The sequence below is a fragment of the Martinezella paranaensis genome (assembly GCF_014200235.1).
Lineage (GTDB): Bacteria > Pseudomonadota > Alphaproteobacteria > Rhizobiales > Rhizobiaceae > Rhizobium > Rhizobium paranaense.
Genome location: NZ_JACHBI010000001.1, coordinates 540,240 through 557,306 on the forward strand (window position 1 = coordinate 540,240; position 17,067 = coordinate 557,306).

Below are 17,067 nucleotides of genomic sequence, written 5' to 3' on the forward strand. Positions count from 1 at the left end.
CCTCCGGCCTCTCTTTTTTGTATTTTTTTACGATCTTGCCGCCGGCCTTGGGCGTGGTTGCGGCCCCCCCCCCCCCCCCCCCCGGCAATCGTCGCTCATTCCTTCGCCATCCAGCAACGGTACAGAACGTTCCGTATCTCTCAGGTCGGGCAATTCCGCCCGCACGCGCAGCGCAGAACAAGTCCGTCCAAATTTGCGGTATGAAGCAGGACGTCTCTCAATCTCGTCCGCATTCGATTCTCTTTTGTCATTCCGCTGCAATCTTGCTGGCAAATAATCGGCGCTGCCGATTCTCGATCGAATCGGCGACGGCGGAATCATCGACTCGCGATGCCATGTTGAGATGGCGAAGGTGGATTCGCTTGTTCCGCACTGTTGATAGCTATCCCGGCAAATGCCGAAATGGCGAACATCACGTCGCGGCAGCCATGGATTTGCCCTGAATCGGCCATTGTGACGGCCGGGCCTGTCGCCGCGTCCTCATTGAGAATTGGCCTGTAAGTGCCGGTACCGTAAGGGATTTCTTAACAGAATATAAAGAAATGGAGCATCCGCATCGTGGACTTGTGTCCTTTCGGCAACAGGAATTAGGGAAGGCTCACGCAAATCCCCCTTTCCGGTAAGATGTAGATTGCGTGACAGTTCGCGTCTTGTATTTTCAATCTCGGAAGCGAGGGCGATTGATCGTCCACTTCTTGAAACACGAGGATGGGGCAGGGAATGCCTTCGGGTAGTTCTCATTCTCGATTGAAACTTTGACTGGAGGTCAATAATGAACATCAAGAGCCTTCTTCTCGGCTCCGCTGCTGCCCTCGCAGCAGTTTCCGGTGCTCACGCGGCTGACGCTGTTGTTGCCGCTGAGCCGGAGCCGCTCGAATACGTTCGCATCTGCGACGCATACGGTGCAGGCTACTTCTTCATTCCGGGCACCGAAACCTGCCTCAAGATCGGCGGTAAGGTTCGTACGGAAGGTGAATGGTACGACGCTTACAACCCGAACAACGTTCGTGGCACGCTTTGGCATACCCGTGCTGAGCTCAACATCAACACGGCGACCGACACCGAATATGGTCCGCTGAAGACCAACACCATCCTGCGTTGGGATTGGCAGGAAGGCGGCTCCACGAGCACGAACCTTCTCTGGGCATACATCAGCCTCGGCGGCTTCACCGTTGGTAAGACGGACTCCTGGTTCAACCAGTTCACTGGTTACGCTGGCGACGTCATCAACGACGACGTGGTCTATGACGGCCCGTACGAACTCAACCAGATCACCTACAACTACGACGCCGGCAACGGCTTCACGGCTGTGATCTCGTTGGAAGACAGCAACTCTGGCGTTGGCGCACATGGCTCTAACGGCGAAGACAGCTCGGATCACTACGCTCCGGACGTCGTTGCCGGTGCTGGCTACAAGGCTGGTGCATGGTCCTTCAAGGTCGTCGGTGGTTATGACTCCATCGTCGAAGAAGGCGCTATCAAGGCTCGCGTCGATGCTGACTTCGGCGTCTTCTCTGCCTTCTTGATGGGCGGCTGGAACACGGACGGCGACAAGCTGAACAAGTACGCTGGCTCGAACGGTGGCGGCGACGCTGCTGACATCGGCTGGGGCGACTGGGCAGTTTGGGGCGGCGTTGGCGTTCCGATCAACGACAAGCTGAAGTGGAACCTGCAGCTCGCTTACACCGACTCCAAGATCTTCGCCGCTACGACGAACATCAAGTGGAACCCGGTTAAGAACCTGCTCATCGAGCCGGAAGTATCCTACACCAACTGGGATTCGATCAACGAAGACCAGTGGGCTGGTATCCTCCGCTTCGAGCGCACTTTCTAATCTGATTTGACCTCGGTCAAAATCTGATTGTCACATTTGTGACGAAAAGCCCGGCTTTCGAGCCGGGCTTTTTGCATTCTGTGCCCGTCGATCGCGGTTGTTTCGAATACCGGAGAGACGCTGAATATTATTTTCCAACTTTAGAATATGCTAATTAAGTATAGATTTGCAACTTGAGTGTTTTTTGAGAGTAATGCCAAGTAGAGTCCGATTTTAAAACTTGGAAACTATGTGACAGTTTTGCGACGTGATTTTTGTGCAACGCGAAATTCGAAACGAACGTCACATATGATTATAGTTTGTCTCTGATATTGCTCTGAAAAATTCGATCTGTAGGTTCGCAAATCGGAAGCGAGACTTATCGTCTTGGTTCTCCCAGATCAGGGGTCAACTTTGAACACAGGGTGGGGTAGGGCCCGTCGATTTCTCGGCGCGAATTCTCATACCTAATCGATATTTAGAACTGGAGTTATTATGAACATCAAGAGCCTTCTTCTCGGCTCCGCTGCTGCGCTGGCAGCAGTTTCCGGTGCTCATGCAGCCGATGCCGTCGTTGCTGCCGAGCCGGAGCCGCTTGAATACGTTCGCATCTGCGACGCTTATGGCGCTGGCTACTTCTTCATTCCGGGCACCGAAACCTGCCTCAAGATCGGCGGCATGGTCCGTACCGAAGGCGGCTGGTACAACGCCTACAATCCAGGCCCGGGCGGCGACCGCGGCACCTACTGGCACACCCGCGCTCAGCTCAGCGTCGACACCGCAACGGACACCGAATACGGTCCGCTGAAGACCAACACCGTCTACCGTTTCGACTGGAACGACGGCAACGCTACGACCACCAAGCTGCTCTGGGCTAACATCAGCCTCGGCGGTTTCCTGGTTGGTAAGCAGGACTCGCAGTACAACCTGTTCGCAGGTTATGCCGGCGACGTCATCAACGACGACGTGGTCTATGACGGCCCGTACGAACTCAACCAGATCACCTACAACTATGACGCAGGCAACGGCTTCAAGGCTGTCGTCTCGCTCGAAGACTCCAACTCCGGTTCGGATTCGTCTTCCTACGGCGGTGCTTGGGTTCAGTCCAAGGCTGACCACTATGCACCGAACGTTGTTGCCGGTGTTGGCTACAAGGTCGGCGGCTTCGGCTTCAAGGTTGTCGGCGGTTACGACTCGATCGTCGAAGAAGGCGCCATCAAGGCTCGCGTCGACGCCGACTTCGGCGCCTTCACTGCCTTCTTGATGGGCGGCTGGAACACCGACGGCGACAAGCTGAACCAGTACGCTGGTTCGAACCTGAACGCATCTGCTTGCCCGGTTGGCCGTGGCGATCTCTGCGGCTGGGGTGACTGGGCTGTTTGGGGTGGCGTTGGCGTTCCGATCAACGACAAGCTGAAGTGGAACCTCCAGCTCGCTTACACCGACTCGAAGATCTTCGAAGCCACGACGAACCTCAAGTTCAACCCGGTTAAGAACCTGCTCATCGAGCCGGAAGTTACCTACACCAACTTCGATTCTGTGAACCAGGATCAGTGGGCCGGTATCCTCCGCTTCCAGCGCAGCTTCTAATTCGGTTTTCAAAACCGAATTTGACATAGCCTACACTCTGATCCGACCTCCGATCAGAAGGGATTGGCCCGGTTTTCCCAACCGGGCCTTTTCTTTTTCCGCCGGGCATGTCGGTGGTGCTATGCGAGGGCTTAGATGGTTGCGAGAAAATGCCGGATTGCCGCCGGAATATCTGCGAGATGCAGGATGGGGGCATGTCCTTGCCCGACGGCGATCCGTGTCGCCAAGCCCGGATGCCGCCTTGCCATCTCCTGGACGGTCGCTGCCGCCAGCAGTTTCGAATTCTCGCCGCGAATCACCATCAAGGGAATCGTCTGAAACGCTTCGAACTGCGGCCAGAGATCCGGCAGCGGCGCTTCAAGGTCGAGCGACTTCATTTGCGCGGCAATAGCGGGATCGAAATCGGCAAGGACTTTTCCATCGCTGACCGTATAGATCGCCCGCGCCATGTCATGCCAATCGTCTTCCGTCAGCGCTGTGAAAGCACAGCCGTGATTTTCCTTGAGGATTGCGACAGCCTCGTTCCAATCGGTCGGCTTCCTGTCTCGGTTCAGATAGTCGCGGATATTGCCGAGCCCTTCTTTTTCCAAAACGGGACCGATGTCGTTGAGAATGACGGCCTTCAGGATATCGGGATGGCTTGCGGCCAGCAGATGCAGGACGAGACCGCCGCGTGACGTGCCGATGAAGACGGCTTTCGGTATGTCGAGGGCGACGCACGTTGCGAGCACATCCTGGGCCTCGACGGCGAGATTGTAGTGGCTTTTGTCGTCGTCCCAGGCCGACAATCCGCGCCCACGGAAATCGAGCGTAATCACCCTGCGCGGTGCCACCGGATCACGCGATAGAAGCAGCGCCAGATCGTGAAAGTCCCGAGAGTTGCGGGTCAGACCCGGCAGACAAACGATCGGCGGCAGGCTTGAGCTCGACGAATCGCCACCGTAATCGCGTGCGTAGAGCCTTAGCCCGTCCGGCGCCGAAATTGTTCTGCTGACAAAGCCGCTTTCATCGTCATTGCGCATGGATAGCCCTCGTGAATGGCGTTTCACGAGGGATGTAACGCGATTTCATCGTTTTGAACAATCGCGCCTGTGCCGGTGCGGAACTCAGCCGCGTCCGTCGATCAGATCGTGCTCGATATCAGTCTTCTGCCCAAGTCGGGCCTTGTAGACCTGATAATTCTCCATGACGCGCTGGACATAGTTGCGCGTTTCAGGGAAGGGGATGCGCTCGATCCAGTCGACGACATCGTCGATCGATTTGCCGCGCGGATCGCCGTAGCGGTTGACCCACTCCGGAACCTTGTTCGGGCCGGCATTGTAAGCAATGAAGGTCAGAATGTAGGAGCCGCCGAAGGCATCGATCTGCTCGCCAAGATAATGCGCTCCAAGCGTGGCGTTGTAGCCGGCATCCTGCGTCAGCTTGTCAGCGGAATAGGCGATGCCGTGACGGCCGGCGACGGCCTTGGCTGTCTTCGGCAGAAGCTGCAGCAGACCGCGCGCATTGGCGGAGGAGACTGCTGCCGGGTTGAAGGCGCTTTCCTGCCGGGCGATGGCGTAGGCGAGCGCCTTGCCGGAGCCGGAAATATTGGCACTGTCGGGAATGACGCCGATGGGGAAGGCAAGGGCTGCGACATCGACGCCGCGGCCATAGGCGATCTTGCCGACCTGCAAGGAAAGCTGATGATTGCCGGAGCGCTCGGCCTGTGCCGCCAGCATGGCGATTTCACCGGGGCTCTGCAATTGTTTGGCCAGCGCTCGATAAAGGGCGTCAGCCCGCCAGCCATGACCTGCCACTTCGAGATGCGCGATGGCCCGGACGGCTTCGCGCGCTTGGAAGCGCTGCCGGTCTTCTGTCGTTGGCGAGGGGTAGGTGACGTTCAGCGTCCGCCGGCCCAATTTTTCGGCCGCGAGCTGACCATAGAATGTGCTCGGGTAGGAGGCTGCCTTGGCATAAAAATCCGCCGCCCTGCCAGGCCCGCCCGCTTCGGTGGAGCGGCCAAGCCAATACCAGGCGCGCGACATCGAGATCGGGCCGTTCGACACCTGCAGAATCTTGCGGAAATGCGTTGCGGCTGTCGCTCCGTCCTGCATTCCGCGCAGCGCATACCAGCCGGCGTGGAATTCCGCCTCGCCGACATCCTGCGGGCTCTCTGCAACATTGGCGTCGACGACGCGATACGCTGCTTTGAATTCGCCTTGATCCACCAGGCCGCGGCTGACGATGCGCTGTTCATCCCACCATTGGCTGGCATTGACGAGTACGCTGCGGTCGCGCGGCATCTGCATCAGAAGATTGGCGGCATCGTCATATTTGTCCTGGCGACGCAGGTTCTCGACCTGCATGAAGAGATAGGCAGGGTCCTTGCGCCATTGCGGATCGATGGTGGCCAGCAAAGTCCCGGCATTGGCGGAGCGATTGTTGATCGCCGCCCAGGTCTTATAGAGTGATTGCGCCTTGCCGAGATCGCCGAAACGCTTCGCCTGGGCGGTGCGGCCGCGATAAAGCAGATAGTCCATGCGCGCCTTGTGATCGGCAGGCGTCAGAAGGCTGGAGAATTCGGCAAGGATCTTGTCTTCGAAGGGCTTGTCTAGCCCCTCATTGCGCCAGATCCTGCGGATAAGCTTGGCGGCTTGCGCCGATGAACCGCGCGAAACCAGCGCGCGCGACAGGATAACCGCGCCTTCCGGAGTTTCCGGCTGCGTATTGCCAAAGGCGGCAAGCACTTGATCGGCCGGCGGATTTTCAGTGTAAAGCGCGCGTTCGGAATTGCCGCGCAGGCTGGCGAGGCCCGGCCAACCGGCAAGTTCACGCGCCGCTGCGGCGATTTCGCCGGAGGGAACACCGGGCTGGCCGGACGTGGCGATTGCCCAGGTCAGAATGTGGCGATCGAGCGTGCCCTGGCTCATGCTGTTGCGGATGGCGAGCGCCTGCATCGGGTTCTTGCCGGTGAGGGCGTCGAGACCGGCTTTCAGGTCGCCGCTGACGGGAGCAATCGCAGAGCCGCGCGGGATAGATCCGGTATTCAACGGATCCGGCACGGTCATCGCCACATCGGTCGTTTCTTGGGTTGCTGTCTGTTCGCCAGGAAGCTGTGAGGCAAAAGCGCTCCACGCGACCGCCATGCCCATAGCGGTCAAGATCACGACAGGTCTTTTCATCCGGCTACTCACAACAAAAAACAGGCCCCCTCCATTTGCCGAAGTTTATATTAACGAAACCTTAGCGTTGGCCCGAATTTCAATCAATTATGATATCGGAAACTGCCCTTTACCATCGAAAGCGCGCTTGTCGCCGTCAAGTGGGCGCTCTATGGTGCGCGGATTCATAACCATGGATTGCGGCTGAAGCATGAAAGCGGCGCCGCGAGGAGACTTGCATGTTCCAGGGGTCCATTCCCGCACTCGTTACGCCCTTCACTGACGCCGGCAAGGTGGATGAAGCATCCTTCGCTTCCCATGTCGATTGGCAGATCAAAGAGGGCAGCAGCGGGCTCGTTCCCGTCGGCACGACGGGTGAATCGCCGACCCTGTCGCATGATGAGCATAAGCGCGTCGTCGAACTTTGCATCGAGGTGGCTGGCAAGCGCGTGCCGGTCATGGCCGGCGCCGGCTCCAACAATACCCGCGAAGCGATCGAGCTTGCCCTGCATGCCGAGAAGGTCGGCGCCAACGCGGTTCTGGTCGTCACACCCTATTATAATAAGCCGACGCAGAAGGGGCTTTACGCACATTTTTCGGCCATAGCCGAAGCGGTGAAGCTACCGATCTATATCTACAATATTCCCGGCCGTTCGGTCGTCGACATGACGCCTGAGACGATGGGCGCGCTTGCCAAGGCGCATTCCAATATCGTCGGTGTCAAGGATGCAACGGGCAAGATCGAACGCGTTTCCGAACAGCGCATCACCTGCGGCAACGACTTCCGCCAGCTTTCCGGCGAGGATGCGACGGCGCTTGGCTTCAATGCCCATGGCGGCGTCGGCTGTATCTCGGTGACCGCCAATGTCGCGCCGCGCCTCTGTGCCGAATTCCAGGCGGCGACGCTTGCCGGCGACTATGCCAAGGCGCTGGACTATCAGGATCGCCTGATGCCGCTGCATAAGGCGATCTTCATGGAACCGGGCCTCTGCGGTGCGAAATACGGCCTTTCCCGGCTTGGCCGGATGAGCCGCAATGTGCGCTCGCCGCTACTCTCGACACTGGAGCCCGGCACGGAGGCGGCCATCGACGCCGCCATGCGCCATGCCGGCCTGTTGAACTGACGGCACGCCAACGCGCTCATGAAATCCTCTATCGAGACCGCTCTCTTCACAAGGAGGGCGGTCTCGCTTATTTAAGGTTTGAAACCTTATCGCCGGTGGCCGCTGCCGGAATTGATGTACGAAAAAGAAGAAGAACCATGGCACCCAAAGGCAGCCAACGTGTGGTGAAGAAGATTGTCGCGGAAAACCGCAAGGCACGCTTCAACTACGAGATCATCGATACCTACGAGGCAGGGCTCGTGCTGAAAGGCACGGAGGTCAAATCGCTGCGCGAAGGCAAGGCTAATATCGCTGAATCCTATGCCTCCGATGAGGATGGCGAGATCTGGCTGATCAATTCCTATCTGCCGGAATATCTGCAGGCAAACCGCTTCAATCATGAGCCGCGCCGCCGCCGCAAGCTTTTGCTCTCCGGCCGGGAGATCGGCCGGCTGCGTTCAGCCGTCAATCGCGAAGGCATGACGCTGATCCCGCTGAAGATCTATTTCAACGATAGCGGCCGCGCCAAGCTGGAGTTGGCTCTCGCCAAGGGCAAGAAGATCCACGACAAGCGCGAATCCGAGAAGGAACGCGACTGGAACCGGCAGAAGAGCCGGCTGCTCAAGGATAATGGGTGAAATAAGCAAATGCGGAGCTTCATCTCGGCCTTACCGGCGAGATGAAGCTCCGCATTTCTTCGATTACTCGTCGACCTCGACGGCAGGCGCCGGTTCGACCGGGCGCTGCGGGCGCTCGGAGGGGTCGCGGCCGATTTCCGCCTTCAGCGATACCAGATCGATGAAGTGATCGGCCTGACGACGTAGGTCGTCGGCGATCATCGGCGGTTGTGTGGCCATCGTAGAGATGACGGACACTTTGCGGCCGCGGCGCTGCAATGCTTCCACCAGGGTGGTGAAATCGCCGTCTCCGGAAAAGATGACCAGATGATCGACGGTTTCCGACTGTTCCATGGCGTCGATTGCCAGCTCGATGTCCATGTTGCCTTTGATCTTGCGGCGGCCCATGGAGTCGGTGAATTCCTTCGCCGGCTTGGTAATGACCTTGTAGCCGTTGTAGTCAAGCCAATCGATGAGCGGCCGGATCGAGGAATATTCCTGGTCTTCGATAAGTGCGGTGTAGTAATAAGCCCGAAGCAGATATCCGCGCTTCTGGAAGGCCTTCAGCAGCTTGCGATAATCGATATCAAAACCAAGACTTTTCGATGCAGCGTAAAGATTGGCGCCGTCTATAAAAAGTGCAATTTTTTCGCGTGGGTCGAACATCGCTTACATATCCATTGTTACCAAAACGCAATTACTTTTACCCAAAATGCAGTCAAAACAATGACTTGTATGACGCCCAAGAATAATTCGTATTACTTTATGAATTATTCATATATCCGAGATTTAGGGCACGATTTATGATATTCCAAGCAACTGTAGGTTGAATACGTAATTTGTCTAATGAATTTTAGCCCATTGTGGAGGGATTGGCAGCCCTGAAGCAGGAAAAACTTGAATTTGCCATCGTTTGCTTGTATCGGGCGTGCTACTCCGAGACATGATGACGACATCACGACCGCAAAGGACAGGCAATGGCCCGTGTCACAGTAGAAGATTGCATTGATAAAGTAGAGAACCGGTTCGAGCTCGTGCTGCTTGCCAGCCATCGTGCTCGCCTGATTTCGCAGGGTTCCTCGATCACCATCGACCGCGACAACGACAAGAACCCTGTCGTCGCGCTGCGCGAAATCGCCGACGAGACCCTGTCTCCCGATGATCTGAAGGAAGATCTGATCCACTCGCTGCAGAAGCACGTCGAAGTCGATGAGCCCGAGCCCGATCCGGCAAGCCTGCTGGCCGCTGGCGGCACTGCTTCGGCTTCGGGCGACGAGGAAGAAGATCAGCCGGAAGCCGTTACTTTCGACCAGATGTCGGAAGAAGAGCTTCTTGCCGGTATCGAAGGCCTTGTTCCGCCAGAAAAAAGCGACGATTACTGATCGTCACGCTTGATGCTCTAACCAAGAGCGATATGATGAAATAATGCGTGCGCCGGTCGTATGACTGGCGCGCTTTTATTTTGCGGGAGTAGCTTGGGAATGATGCGGCAGTACGAGCTTGTCGAGCGTGTGCAGAAATACAAGCCCGATGCCAATGAAGCGCTTCTCAACAAGGCCTATGTTTATGCGATGCAGAAGCATGGGCAGCAGAAGCGCGCCAGCGGCGATCCCTATATTTCCCATCCTCTCGAAGTTGCCGCCATCCTGACTGACATGCGTCTGGATGAATCGACGATCGCTGTCGCTCTCCTCCACGATACGATTGAAGACACGACCGCGACGCGGGCTGAAATCGACGAACTGTTCGGCGAGGATATCGGCCGGCTAGTCGAAGGTCTGACCAAGATCAAGAAGCTCGACCTCGTCACCAAGAAGGCGAAGCAGGCTGAAAATCTCCGTAAGCTGCTGCTCGCCATTTCCGACGACGTCCGCGTTCTCCTAGTCAAACTGGCCGACCGCCTGCACAATATGCGCACGCTCGACCATATGTCGCCGGAAAAGCGCGCCCGCATTTCCGAAGAGACGATGGATATTTATGCGCCGCTTGCCGGCCGCATGGGTATGCAGGATATGCGTGAAGAGCTGGAGGAGCTTTCCTTCCGCCACATCAATCCGGAGGCGCATGACACGGTCACCAAGCGCCTCGAAGAACTGTCGCGGCGCAACGAAGGCCTGGTGAAGAAGATCGAGACGGAACTGCGCGACCTGCTGGTCGCCAACGGCCTCGCCAATGCCATGGTCAAGGGCAGGCAGAAGAAGCCCTATTCGGTCTTCCGCAAAATGCAGTCGAAGTCGCTTTCCTTCGAACAGCTCTCCGACGTCTATGGTTTCCGCCTGCTTGTCGACGATGTTCCTTCCTGCTATCGCGCACTCGGCATCGTACATACGCGCTGGCGCGTCGTGCCTGGCCGGTTCAAGGATTATATTTCCACGCCGAAGCAGAACGACTACCGTTCGCTGCACACCACCATCGTTGGTCCGTCCAGCCAGCGCATCGAGCTGCAGATCCGCACCAAGCGCATGCATGAGATCGCCGAATTCGGCATCGCTGCCCATACGCTCTATAAGGACGGCACCAACAATAACGGCGACGGTGAGCTGCTGTCGCGCGAAAGCAATGCCTATTCCTGGCTGCGCCATACCATCGAGGCGCTGGCCGAAGGCGACAGCCCCGAAGAATTCCTCGAACACACCAAGCTGGAACTTTTTCAGGATCAGGTCTTCTGCTTCACGCCGAAGGGTAAGCTGATCGCCCTGCCGCGCGGCGCAACGCCGATCGATTTTGCCTATGCCGTGCATACCAATATCGGCGACACCACTGTTGGCGCCAAGATCAACGGTCGCATCATGCCGCTGGTGACGCGTCTGACCAATGGTGACGAAGTCGAGATCATCCGCTCCGGCGTGCAGGTGCCGCCGGCCGCCTGGGAAGAGATTGTCGTGACCGGCAAGGCGCGCGCCGCCATCCGCCGCGCAACCCGGCTTGCCATCCGCAAGCAATATGCCGGCCTCGGCCATCGCATTCTGGAGCGCACCTTCGAGCGCGCCGGCAAGGTCTTTTCGCGGGAAGCGCTGAAGCCGGCGCTGCACCGCCTCGGCCAGAAGGATGTCGAGGACGCGATTGCCGCCGTCGGGCGAGGGGAGATGTCCTCTCTCGATGTGTTGCGTGCCGTCTATCCCGACCATCAGGATGAGCGCGTTACGATCAAGCCCGCCGGCGACGAAGGCTGGTTCAACGTCCGCAGCGCAGCGGGCATGATCTTCAAGATCCCCGGCAAGACCAAGGCCGATCTCGCCGCCAGCGTCGAGGGCGTCGATGCCTTGCCGATCCGCGGTCTCGCGGCGGATGTCGAGGTGCATTTCGCCCCGACCGGCGCCGTTCCCGGCGACCGTATCGTGGGCATCATGGAAAAGGGCAAGGGCATCACCATCTATCCTATCCAGTCGCCGGTCCTGCAGCGTTTCGACGACCAGCCCGAACGCTGGATCGACGTGCGCTGGGATCTGGATGAGGCCAACAAGTCCCGCTTCACCGCGCGCATTCTGATCAATGCGTTGAACGAGCCGGGCACGCTTGCCAAGGTCGCGCAGACGGTCGCCGATATCGACGTCAACATCCGCCTTCTCAACACGGTGCGCGTTGCCGCCGACTTTACCGAGATGGCGCTGGATGTCGAAGTCTGGGATTTGCGCCAGCTCAATCAGCTCCTGGTGCAGCTTAAGGAGCTCGATTGCATCGCCACCGTGAAGCGGCTTTACGAATAATTAGCCTTCCCGGCTTCGATTGCGGCAAATTGCATAGTTTGTGATCATTTTATGGTCAACTTCGCGTGGATTCTGGCGAAGGCATGCGCCATTTGCATGGCTGCCTCTATTTATGAGCTGTGGTAATTAACTTTTGTCATGCCTATCTTCTGGTTATCGAAGAAACGAAACAGAGAAGAGAGAAGACAATGTTTGGTCCGATCAAGAAAATCGCCCGCGCCCTGCGCGTTCCGAGTGCTCAAGAACGTGAAATGGCCTACCTGAATGGCTCGCACGACCGTTTTGATCTTGAATATCGTCAGCGTCAGGTCGATCAGGGCATCTTTCGCCAGCGTTAATCGCTGACAATACTTCCAAAGTGGGAAGGGGCGTGCCTGTTGCCACGCCCTTGGAGCGTCCCGCCGAAAACAGGCAGGATGATTCGCGTCAAATAAAGCCAGAGCGGCCTGTTTCTATTCGTTGAACGTGTGGCACTCTGGAGAGTATATAGGCGCTGCGGTCGGATAATCGACGCATGATATGCTTCGCCGCCCTTGTCATGACGGCCCTCCCTGCACTAGATAAGCCGCATGTTATTTCGCCGCCGAAAACCACTGACCTTGAGTGAAAAATTGCGGGAGCACCTTTGGCCCCGCAAAGGTTTCGTTCGTTCGTTCCAATATTTTGGAAAGCGCTTGGTGCGCCTTGCCGCTTCGCCGCATTCGGTGGCCGCTGGCTTTGCCGCGGGCATCGTCGTGTCCTGGACACCCTTCATCGGCGTGCACGTCATCATGGCGATCATCATCGCCTATGTCATAGGCGGCAACGTGATTGCGGCCGCGCTTGGTTGTCTGGCGGCCGGCAATCCCATCACCTATCCTTTCATCTGGGGCCTCACCTGGGAAATCGGTCATCTGATCCTGGCGCGCGACAGCGGCCAGAGTGGCGGCATCGATTTGCCGGCGCTGTGGCATAAGGGCGATCTCCTGCAGCTTTGGGACCCGATCCTGAAGCCGATGCTGATTGGCGGCATTCCGCCGGCAATCGTCTCCGGCGTCGTCGTCTATGCACTGACCTATTATGGCGTGAAGAGCTTCAAGACCCGCCGCAAGGCCCGGCTGATGGAGCGGGCGCGCGAACGCCTGGCCCTTGCCGAGAACGCATCGAGCGTCTGACGGAACGCGACGTCGCGGCGGCCGGCTGGAGGGCCTTTTCATGATCATCGGCATCGGCAGTGACCTGATCGATATCCGCCGCGTCGAAAAGTCGATCGAACGTTTCGGCACTCGGTTCACCGAGCGCTGTTTCACCGACATCGAGCGCGCCAAATCCGAAGGGCGCAAGAACAAGGCTGCGTCATACGCCAAGCGCTTCGCCGCCAAGGAAGCCTGCTCGAAGGCGCTTGGCACAGGTCTGGCGCAGGGCGTATTCTGGCGCGACATGGGTGTCGTCAACCTGCCGAGCGGCAAGCCAACCATGCATTTGACGGGCGGTGCCGCCAAAAGATTGGCCGCGATGCTGCCGGAAAATCATCGCGCCGCCATTCATTTGACGATAACCGATGATTTTCCTCTCGCTCAGGCCTTCGTGATCATCGAAGCACTGCCGATTGCGGGCTGAATGACGACCGTGTGTCGCTTTTAATACCTGCGCCATTGCCGCCGTGGTATGAAGCGGATAGAGAGTGCCTGAAAGTGAAGTGCGCCGGTGGGGTGCGAAAAAGGAATAAGACTGCGTGTCCGAGAAAGCCGAAAAACAGCAGAATGTCCTGTGGGAAAATATAAAGGTCATCGTACAGGCTCTGGTCCTGGCCATGATCATCCGCACGGTGCTATTTCAACCCTTCACCATTCCGTCCGGCTCGATGATGCCTACGCTTCTTGTTGGCGACTACATCTTCGTCAATAAGTTCGCTTACGGCTATTCGAAATATTCTCTGCCTTTCTCGCCGGATCTGTTCAGTGGCCGTATCTTCGGCAGCGAACCGAAGCGCGGCGATGTGGTGGTCTTCCGCTTCCCGCCGAATCCGGATGTCGACTATATCAAGCGCGTCATCGGTCTGCCGGGTGACCGTATCCAGATGAAGAACGATATCCTCTACATCAACGGCCAGGCCGTCCCGCGTCAGCCGCACGGAACCTTCGCTTCGGATTACAGCCAGGAGCCGGGCGACGATATCCCCGTTTACAGCGAGCGCCTGCCGGATACCGGCAAGGTCTACGACACGCTGGACCTGTCGCAGACGTCGCGTGGTGACAACACGCAGGAATATGTCGTGCCGCCAGGCAACTATTTCATGATGGGCGACAACCGCGACAATTCCGACGACAGCCGTTTCGATGTCGGTTATGTGCCGGCTGAGAACCTGATCGGCCGTGCCAGCGTTATCTTCTTCTCGCTCGGCCACGACACCTCGTTCCGCGAAATCTGGAAATGGCCGACCAACATGCGTTGGGACCGCCTCTTCAAGGTTGTCGAATGACGAAGACGCAGACGCTCCCGCAGGCGGATCGTGTCAGGCTTGAAGCCGTCATAGGCCACGAATTCGCCGAGAAGGGGCGCCTCGACTGGGCGCTGACGCATGCCAGCGCCCGAACGCACAAGGCCGGCAATTACGAGCGGCTGGAATTTCTCGGCGACCGGGTTCTCGGCCTGTGCATCGCCGAGCTCCTTTTTCAGACCTTTGGCACAGCGACCGAGGGCGAGCTCTCGGTGCGCCTCAACCAGCTTGTCAGCGCCGAGACCTGCGCCGAAGTCGCCGACGAAATGCAACTGCATCTCTTCATCCGCACGGGCGCCGATGTGAAGAAGTTGACCGGCAAGCGTATGCTGAACGTGCGTGCCGATGTCGTGGAAAGCCTTATTGCAGCGCTCTATCTCGATGGCGGCCTCGAAGTGGCGCGCAAATTCATTCTGCGCTATTGGGAACGCCGCGCTATTCGTCCGGACGGCGCCAGACGCGACGCCAAGACGGAATTGCAGGAATGGGCGCATGCGAAATTCGGCGTCACACCCGTTTACAGGGTTGATGACCGCAGCGGACCGGATCATGATCCCCGCTTCACGGTAACGGTGGAGGTGGCGGGAACCGCGCCCGAGACCGGTATAGAGCGCTCCAAGCGCGCCGCCGAACAGGTGGCCGCGACACGGATTTTGGAGCGCGAAGGTGTATGGCAGTCCCAGTCTATTCAGAAATGAAAATGACAGCCTAGAAATGACGGAAGAAATGACCAATCAGGAAGATCTGGCCGGCGAAGGTGCGGCTGAAAATATCGGCCCAACCCATTCGGGTTTCGTGGCCCTCATAGGCCCGACCAATGCGGGCAAGTCGACGCTTGTCAACCGGCTCGTCGGCGCCAAAGTGTCGATCGTCAGCCACAAGGTGCAGACGACGCGCGCCATCGTGCGCGGCATCGCCATCCATGACAATGCGCAGATCGTCTTCATGGATACGCCCGGCATCTTCAAGCCGCGCCGGCGCCTTGATCGCGCCATGGTGACGTCAGCCTGGGGCGGCGCCAAGGATGCGGATCTCATCATGCTGCTGATCGACAGCGAGCGGGGAATACGCGGCGATGCCGAAGCCATTCTCGAAGGGCTGAAGGAAGTTTCCCAGCCGAAAATCCTTGTTTTGAACAAGATCGACCGTGTTCGCCGCGAGGACCTGCTGGCGCTTGCCGCCGCCGCCAACGAGAAGATCACCTTCGACCAGACCTTCATGATTTCGGCCGAAAACGGTTCGGGCTGCGACGATGTCATGAACTATCTGGCAAAGACCCTGCCGGAAGGTCCGTGGTATTATCCCGAAGACCAGATTTCGGACCTGCCGATGCGTCAGCTCGCCGCCGAAATAACCCGCGAAAAGCTGTTCCTGCGCCTGCATCAGGAGCTTCCCTATTCCTCGCATGTCGAGACGGAAAAATGGGAAGAGCGCAAGGACGGGTCCGTTCGCATCGAGCAAGTGATCTATGTCGAGCGCGAAAGCCAGAAGAAGATCGCCCTCGGCAAATCAGGCGAGACGATCAAGGCGATTTCGACGGCCTCACGCAAGGAGCTGTCCGAAATTCTCGAACAGCCGGTGCACCTCTTCCTCTTCGTCAAAGTGCGTGAGAATTGGGGCGACGATCCCGAACGCTTCCGCGAAATGGGACTTGAGTTTCCGCGCTGACGGAACGATTTCCCGTTGAGTGGCTTACCTCACGACAGCCATCGGAAAGATCGCCTCAACCGGCGCGATCCAAGGGGCGTGAATGGTCAAGACCACGACGACGCACAAAGAGAAAACGCCGTGCCAGCTCTGTCCGCTGCGGCGTTTGCCGCATTTCCGCGAATTCAGTCGTGAGGAACTGGGTTTCGTCGCGGATTTCAAGAAGGGTGAACTCGTCGTCGATCCCGGTGCGACGATCTTCCTGGAGGGCGCCCACAGTGCTCATCTCTTCACGATTCTGTCCGGCTGGGGCTTTCGCTATAAAACCCTCGAGGACGGGCGCCGGCAGATTCTCAACTATGTGATGCCCGGCGACCTCATCGGCCTGCAGGGCTCGATCATGGGCGAGATGCAGCATTCGACCGAGGCTTTGTCGCCGGTCTCGCTCTGTGTTTTCGAGCGTGCGGAATTGATGGCGCTCTATAACAAGCATCCGTCGCTCGCCTTCGATCTCACCTGGATCGCTGCGCGGGAAGAACGTATTTTGGACGAACATCTCTTAAGCATCGGTCGCCGGTCCGCGCTGGAAAGAGCCGCTTATCTGCTCGCCTATCTGCATCAACGGGCCGGTGCCCTGCATCTCTTCGATGGCAGCAAGGGCATTCCGATCACGCAGCAGCACATTGCCGACACGCTTGGCCTCTCCATCGTTCATACGAACAAAACATTGAAAAAACTGTCGGAACGCGGAATGATCCGCTGGCAGGAGCGCGGCTGCGACGTGCTGAACGGTAAAGGACTCGCCGCTCTCGCCAAATGGGACGGCTTGGATTCGGGCAGGCGGCCGTTCATCTGAGACGGCGGCATTGATGTGGCTGCCACATGTCATTTTTAAATGTTCATGGCCGGTGTATCAGCATAGACTACATTTTCGTCACTTTTCGACCAGTTTCACCTTTTACTAACCGCGG

Annotated in this window: 17 protein-coding genes; 14 read left to right on the forward strand and 3 right to left on the reverse strand. The window is 57.9% G+C overall.

What is annotated here, in order from left to right; all coding sequences use genetic code 11:
• The 3 genes from GGD50_RS32535 to GGD50_RS02655 all read left to right on the forward strand — a co-directional run.
• A partial coding sequence (locus GGD50_RS32535) for a hypothetical protein (protein WP_210318715.1) occupies window positions 1-443 on the forward strand: 443 nt, incomplete at its 5' end.
• A 329-nt stretch (window positions 444-772) separates the two neighbouring features.
• Window positions 773-1,834: a porin gene (locus tag GGD50_RS02650; protein ID WP_107107563.1), complete on the forward strand. Its 1,062-nt coding sequence runs from the start codon at window positions 773-775 to the stop codon at window positions 1,832-1,834.
• Between the two features lie 474 nt (window positions 1,835-2,308).
• The gene (locus tag GGD50_RS02655) at window positions 2,309-3,403 is read left to right on the forward strand and encodes a porin (RefSeq protein WP_107107564.1); all 1,095 of its coding nucleotides are present in this window, start codon (window positions 2,309-2,311) and stop codon (window positions 3,401-3,403) included.
• Between the two features lie 131 nt (window positions 3,404-3,534).
• On the opposite strand, the gene GGD50_RS02660 is transcribed toward GGD50_RS02655, so the two are convergent.
• Together GGD50_RS02660 and GGD50_RS02665 are read right to left on the reverse strand one after the other, a co-directional pair.
• On the reverse strand, window positions 3,535-4,425 hold the full coding sequence (locus GGD50_RS02660) for an alpha/beta fold hydrolase (RefSeq protein WP_107107565.1): 891 nt from the start codon (window positions 4,423-4,425) through the stop codon (window positions 3,535-3,537).
• Between the two features lie 84 nt (window positions 4,426-4,509).
• Window positions 4,510-6,564: a lytic transglycosylase domain-containing protein gene (locus GGD50_RS02665; protein ID WP_107107566.1), complete on the reverse strand. Its 2,055-nt coding sequence runs from the start codon at window positions 6,562-6,564 to the stop codon at window positions 4,510-4,512.
• Window positions 6,565-6,782: 218 nt separating this feature from the next.
• Here GGD50_RS02665 and dapA point away from each other — a divergent pair, with 218 nt between their 5' ends.
• A complete protein-coding gene (gene dapA / locus GGD50_RS02670; protein WP_107107567.1) occupies window positions 6,783-7,667 on the forward strand; it encodes a 4-hydroxy-tetrahydrodipicolinate synthase in 885 nt (294 codons plus the stop codon).
• A 137-nt stretch (window positions 7,668-7,804) separates the two neighbouring features.
• Window positions 7,805-8,284, forward strand: a complete 480-nt coding sequence (smpB, locus tag GGD50_RS02675; RefSeq protein ID WP_107107568.1) for an SsrA-binding protein SmpB — start codon at window positions 7,805-7,807, stop codon at window positions 8,282-8,284.
• A gap of 63 nt (window positions 8,285-8,347) precedes the next feature.
• Here smpB and GGD50_RS02680 read toward each other — a convergent pair whose 3' ends face one another.
• Complete coding sequence (locus tag GGD50_RS02680; RefSeq protein ID WP_028753432.1) at window positions 8,348-8,929, reverse strand: LabA-like NYN domain-containing protein; 582 nt, start codon at window positions 8,927-8,929, stop codon at window positions 8,348-8,350.
• Window positions 8,930-9,240: 311 nt separating this feature from the next.
• Here GGD50_RS02680 and rpoZ point away from each other — a divergent pair, with 311 nt between their 5' ends.
• The 9 genes from rpoZ to GGD50_RS02725 all read left to right on the forward strand — a co-directional run bounded on the left by rpoZ (window position 9,241) and on the right by GGD50_RS02725 (window position 16,952).
• A complete protein-coding gene (gene rpoZ, locus GGD50_RS02685; protein WP_028753431.1) occupies window positions 9,241-9,645 on the forward strand; it encodes a DNA-directed RNA polymerase subunit omega in 405 nt (134 codons plus the stop codon).
• 99 nt (window positions 9,646-9,744) lie between these two features.
• Complete coding sequence (locus GGD50_RS02690) at window positions 9,745-11,970, forward strand: RelA/SpoT family protein (RefSeq protein ID WP_107107569.1); 2,226 nt, start codon at window positions 9,745-9,747, stop codon at window positions 11,968-11,970.
• Window positions 11,971-12,158: 188 nt separating this feature from the next.
• The gene (locus GGD50_RS02695; protein ID WP_107107570.1) at window positions 12,159-12,308 is read left to right on the forward strand and encodes a DUF3563 family protein; all 150 of its coding nucleotides are present in this window, start codon (window positions 12,159-12,161) and stop codon (window positions 12,306-12,308) included.
• 231 nt (window positions 12,309-12,539) lie between these two features.
• The gene (locus tag GGD50_RS02700; RefSeq protein ID WP_107107571.1) at window positions 12,540-13,124 is read left to right on the forward strand and encodes a DUF2062 domain-containing protein; all 585 of its coding nucleotides are present in this window, start codon (window positions 12,540-12,542) and stop codon (window positions 13,122-13,124) included.
• A 40-nt stretch (window positions 13,125-13,164) separates the two neighbouring features.
• Window positions 13,165-13,569 (forward strand): holo-ACP synthase, encoded by a 405-nt coding sequence (gene acpS / locus GGD50_RS02705; protein WP_107107572.1) that lies wholly within the window; start codon window positions 13,165-13,167, stop codon window positions 13,567-13,569.
• A 115-nt stretch (window positions 13,570-13,684) separates the two neighbouring features.
• Window positions 13,685-14,431 carry a signal peptidase I gene (lepB, locus tag GGD50_RS02710; protein WP_107107573.1) on the forward strand — a complete coding sequence of 249 codons (747 nt, stop codon included), beginning with the start codon at window positions 13,685-13,687 and terminating at the stop codon, window positions 14,429-14,431.
• Window positions 14,428-15,147, forward strand: a complete 720-nt coding sequence (rnc, locus tag GGD50_RS02715) for a ribonuclease III (protein WP_107107574.1) — start codon at window positions 14,428-14,430, stop codon at window positions 15,145-15,147. Before lepB ends, rnc begins: the two co-directional genes overlap by 4 nt.
• 28 nt (window positions 15,148-15,175) lie before the next feature.
• The gene (gene era, locus GGD50_RS02720) at window positions 15,176-16,117 is read left to right on the forward strand and encodes a GTPase Era (protein ID WP_107108102.1); all 942 of its coding nucleotides are present in this window, start codon (window positions 15,176-15,178) and stop codon (window positions 16,115-16,117) included.
• A gap of 82 nt (window positions 16,118-16,199) precedes the next feature.
• Window positions 16,200-16,952, forward strand: coding sequence for a Crp/Fnr family transcriptional regulator (locus tag GGD50_RS02725; protein WP_107107575.1), 753 nt, complete (start codon window positions 16,200-16,202; stop codon window positions 16,950-16,952).
• The last annotated feature ends 115 nt before the right edge of the window (window positions 16,953-17,067 follow it).

What these genes read in the sequence shown, in the direction of transcription:
- rpoZ (WP_028753431.1), top strand. Translation starts at nt 9,241, where the DNA reads ATGGCCCGTGTCACAGTAGAAGATTGCATTGATAAAGTAGAGAACCGG.
- GGD50_RS02695 (WP_107107570.1), top strand. Translation starts at nt 12,159, where the DNA reads ATGTTTGGTCCGATCAAGAAAATCGCCCGCGCCCTGCGCGTTCCGAGT.
- smpB (WP_107107568.1), top strand. Translation starts at nt 7,805, where the DNA reads ATGGCACCCAAAGGCAGCCAACGTGTGGTGAAGAAGATTGTCGCGGAA.
- GGD50_RS02700 (WP_107107571.1), top strand. Translation starts at nt 12,540, where the DNA reads ATGTTATTTCGCCGCCGAAAACCACTGACCTTGAGTGAAAAATTGCGG.
- GGD50_RS02650 (WP_107107563.1), top strand. Translation starts at nt 773, where the DNA reads ATGAACATCAAGAGCCTTCTTCTCGGCTCCGCTGCTGCCCTCGCAGCA.
- GGD50_RS02680 (WP_028753432.1), bottom strand. Translation starts at nt 8,929, where the DNA reads ATGTTCGACCCACGCGAAAAAATTGCACTTTTTATAGACGGCGCCAAT.
- GGD50_RS02665 (WP_107107566.1), bottom strand. Translation starts at nt 6,564, where the DNA reads ATGAAAAGACCTGTCGTGATCTTGACCGCTATGGGCATGGCGGTCGCG.
- GGD50_RS02690 (WP_107107569.1), top strand. Translation starts at nt 9,745, where the DNA reads ATGATGCGGCAGTACGAGCTTGTCGAGCGTGTGCAGAAATACAAGCCC.
- rnc (WP_107107574.1), top strand. Translation starts at nt 14,428, where the DNA reads ATGACGAAGACGCAGACGCTCCCGCAGGCGGATCGTGTCAGGCTTGAA.
- GGD50_RS02660 (WP_107107565.1), bottom strand. Translation starts at nt 4,425, where the DNA reads ATGCGCAATGACGATGAAAGCGGCTTTGTCAGCAGAACAATTTCGGCG.
- GGD50_RS02725 (WP_107107575.1), top strand. Translation starts at nt 16,200, where the DNA reads ATGGTCAAGACCACGACGACGCACAAAGAGAAAACGCCGTGCCAGCTC.
- dapA (WP_107107567.1), top strand. Translation starts at nt 6,783, where the DNA reads ATGTTCCAGGGGTCCATTCCCGCACTCGTTACGCCCTTCACTGACGCC.
- acpS (WP_107107572.1), top strand. Translation starts at nt 13,165, where the DNA reads ATGATCATCGGCATCGGCAGTGACCTGATCGATATCCGCCGCGTCGAA.
- GGD50_RS02655 (WP_107107564.1), top strand. Translation starts at nt 2,309, where the DNA reads ATGAACATCAAGAGCCTTCTTCTCGGCTCCGCTGCTGCGCTGGCAGCA.
- era (WP_107108102.1), top strand. Translation starts at nt 15,176, where the DNA reads ATGACCAATCAGGAAGATCTGGCCGGCGAAGGTGCGGCTGAAAATATC.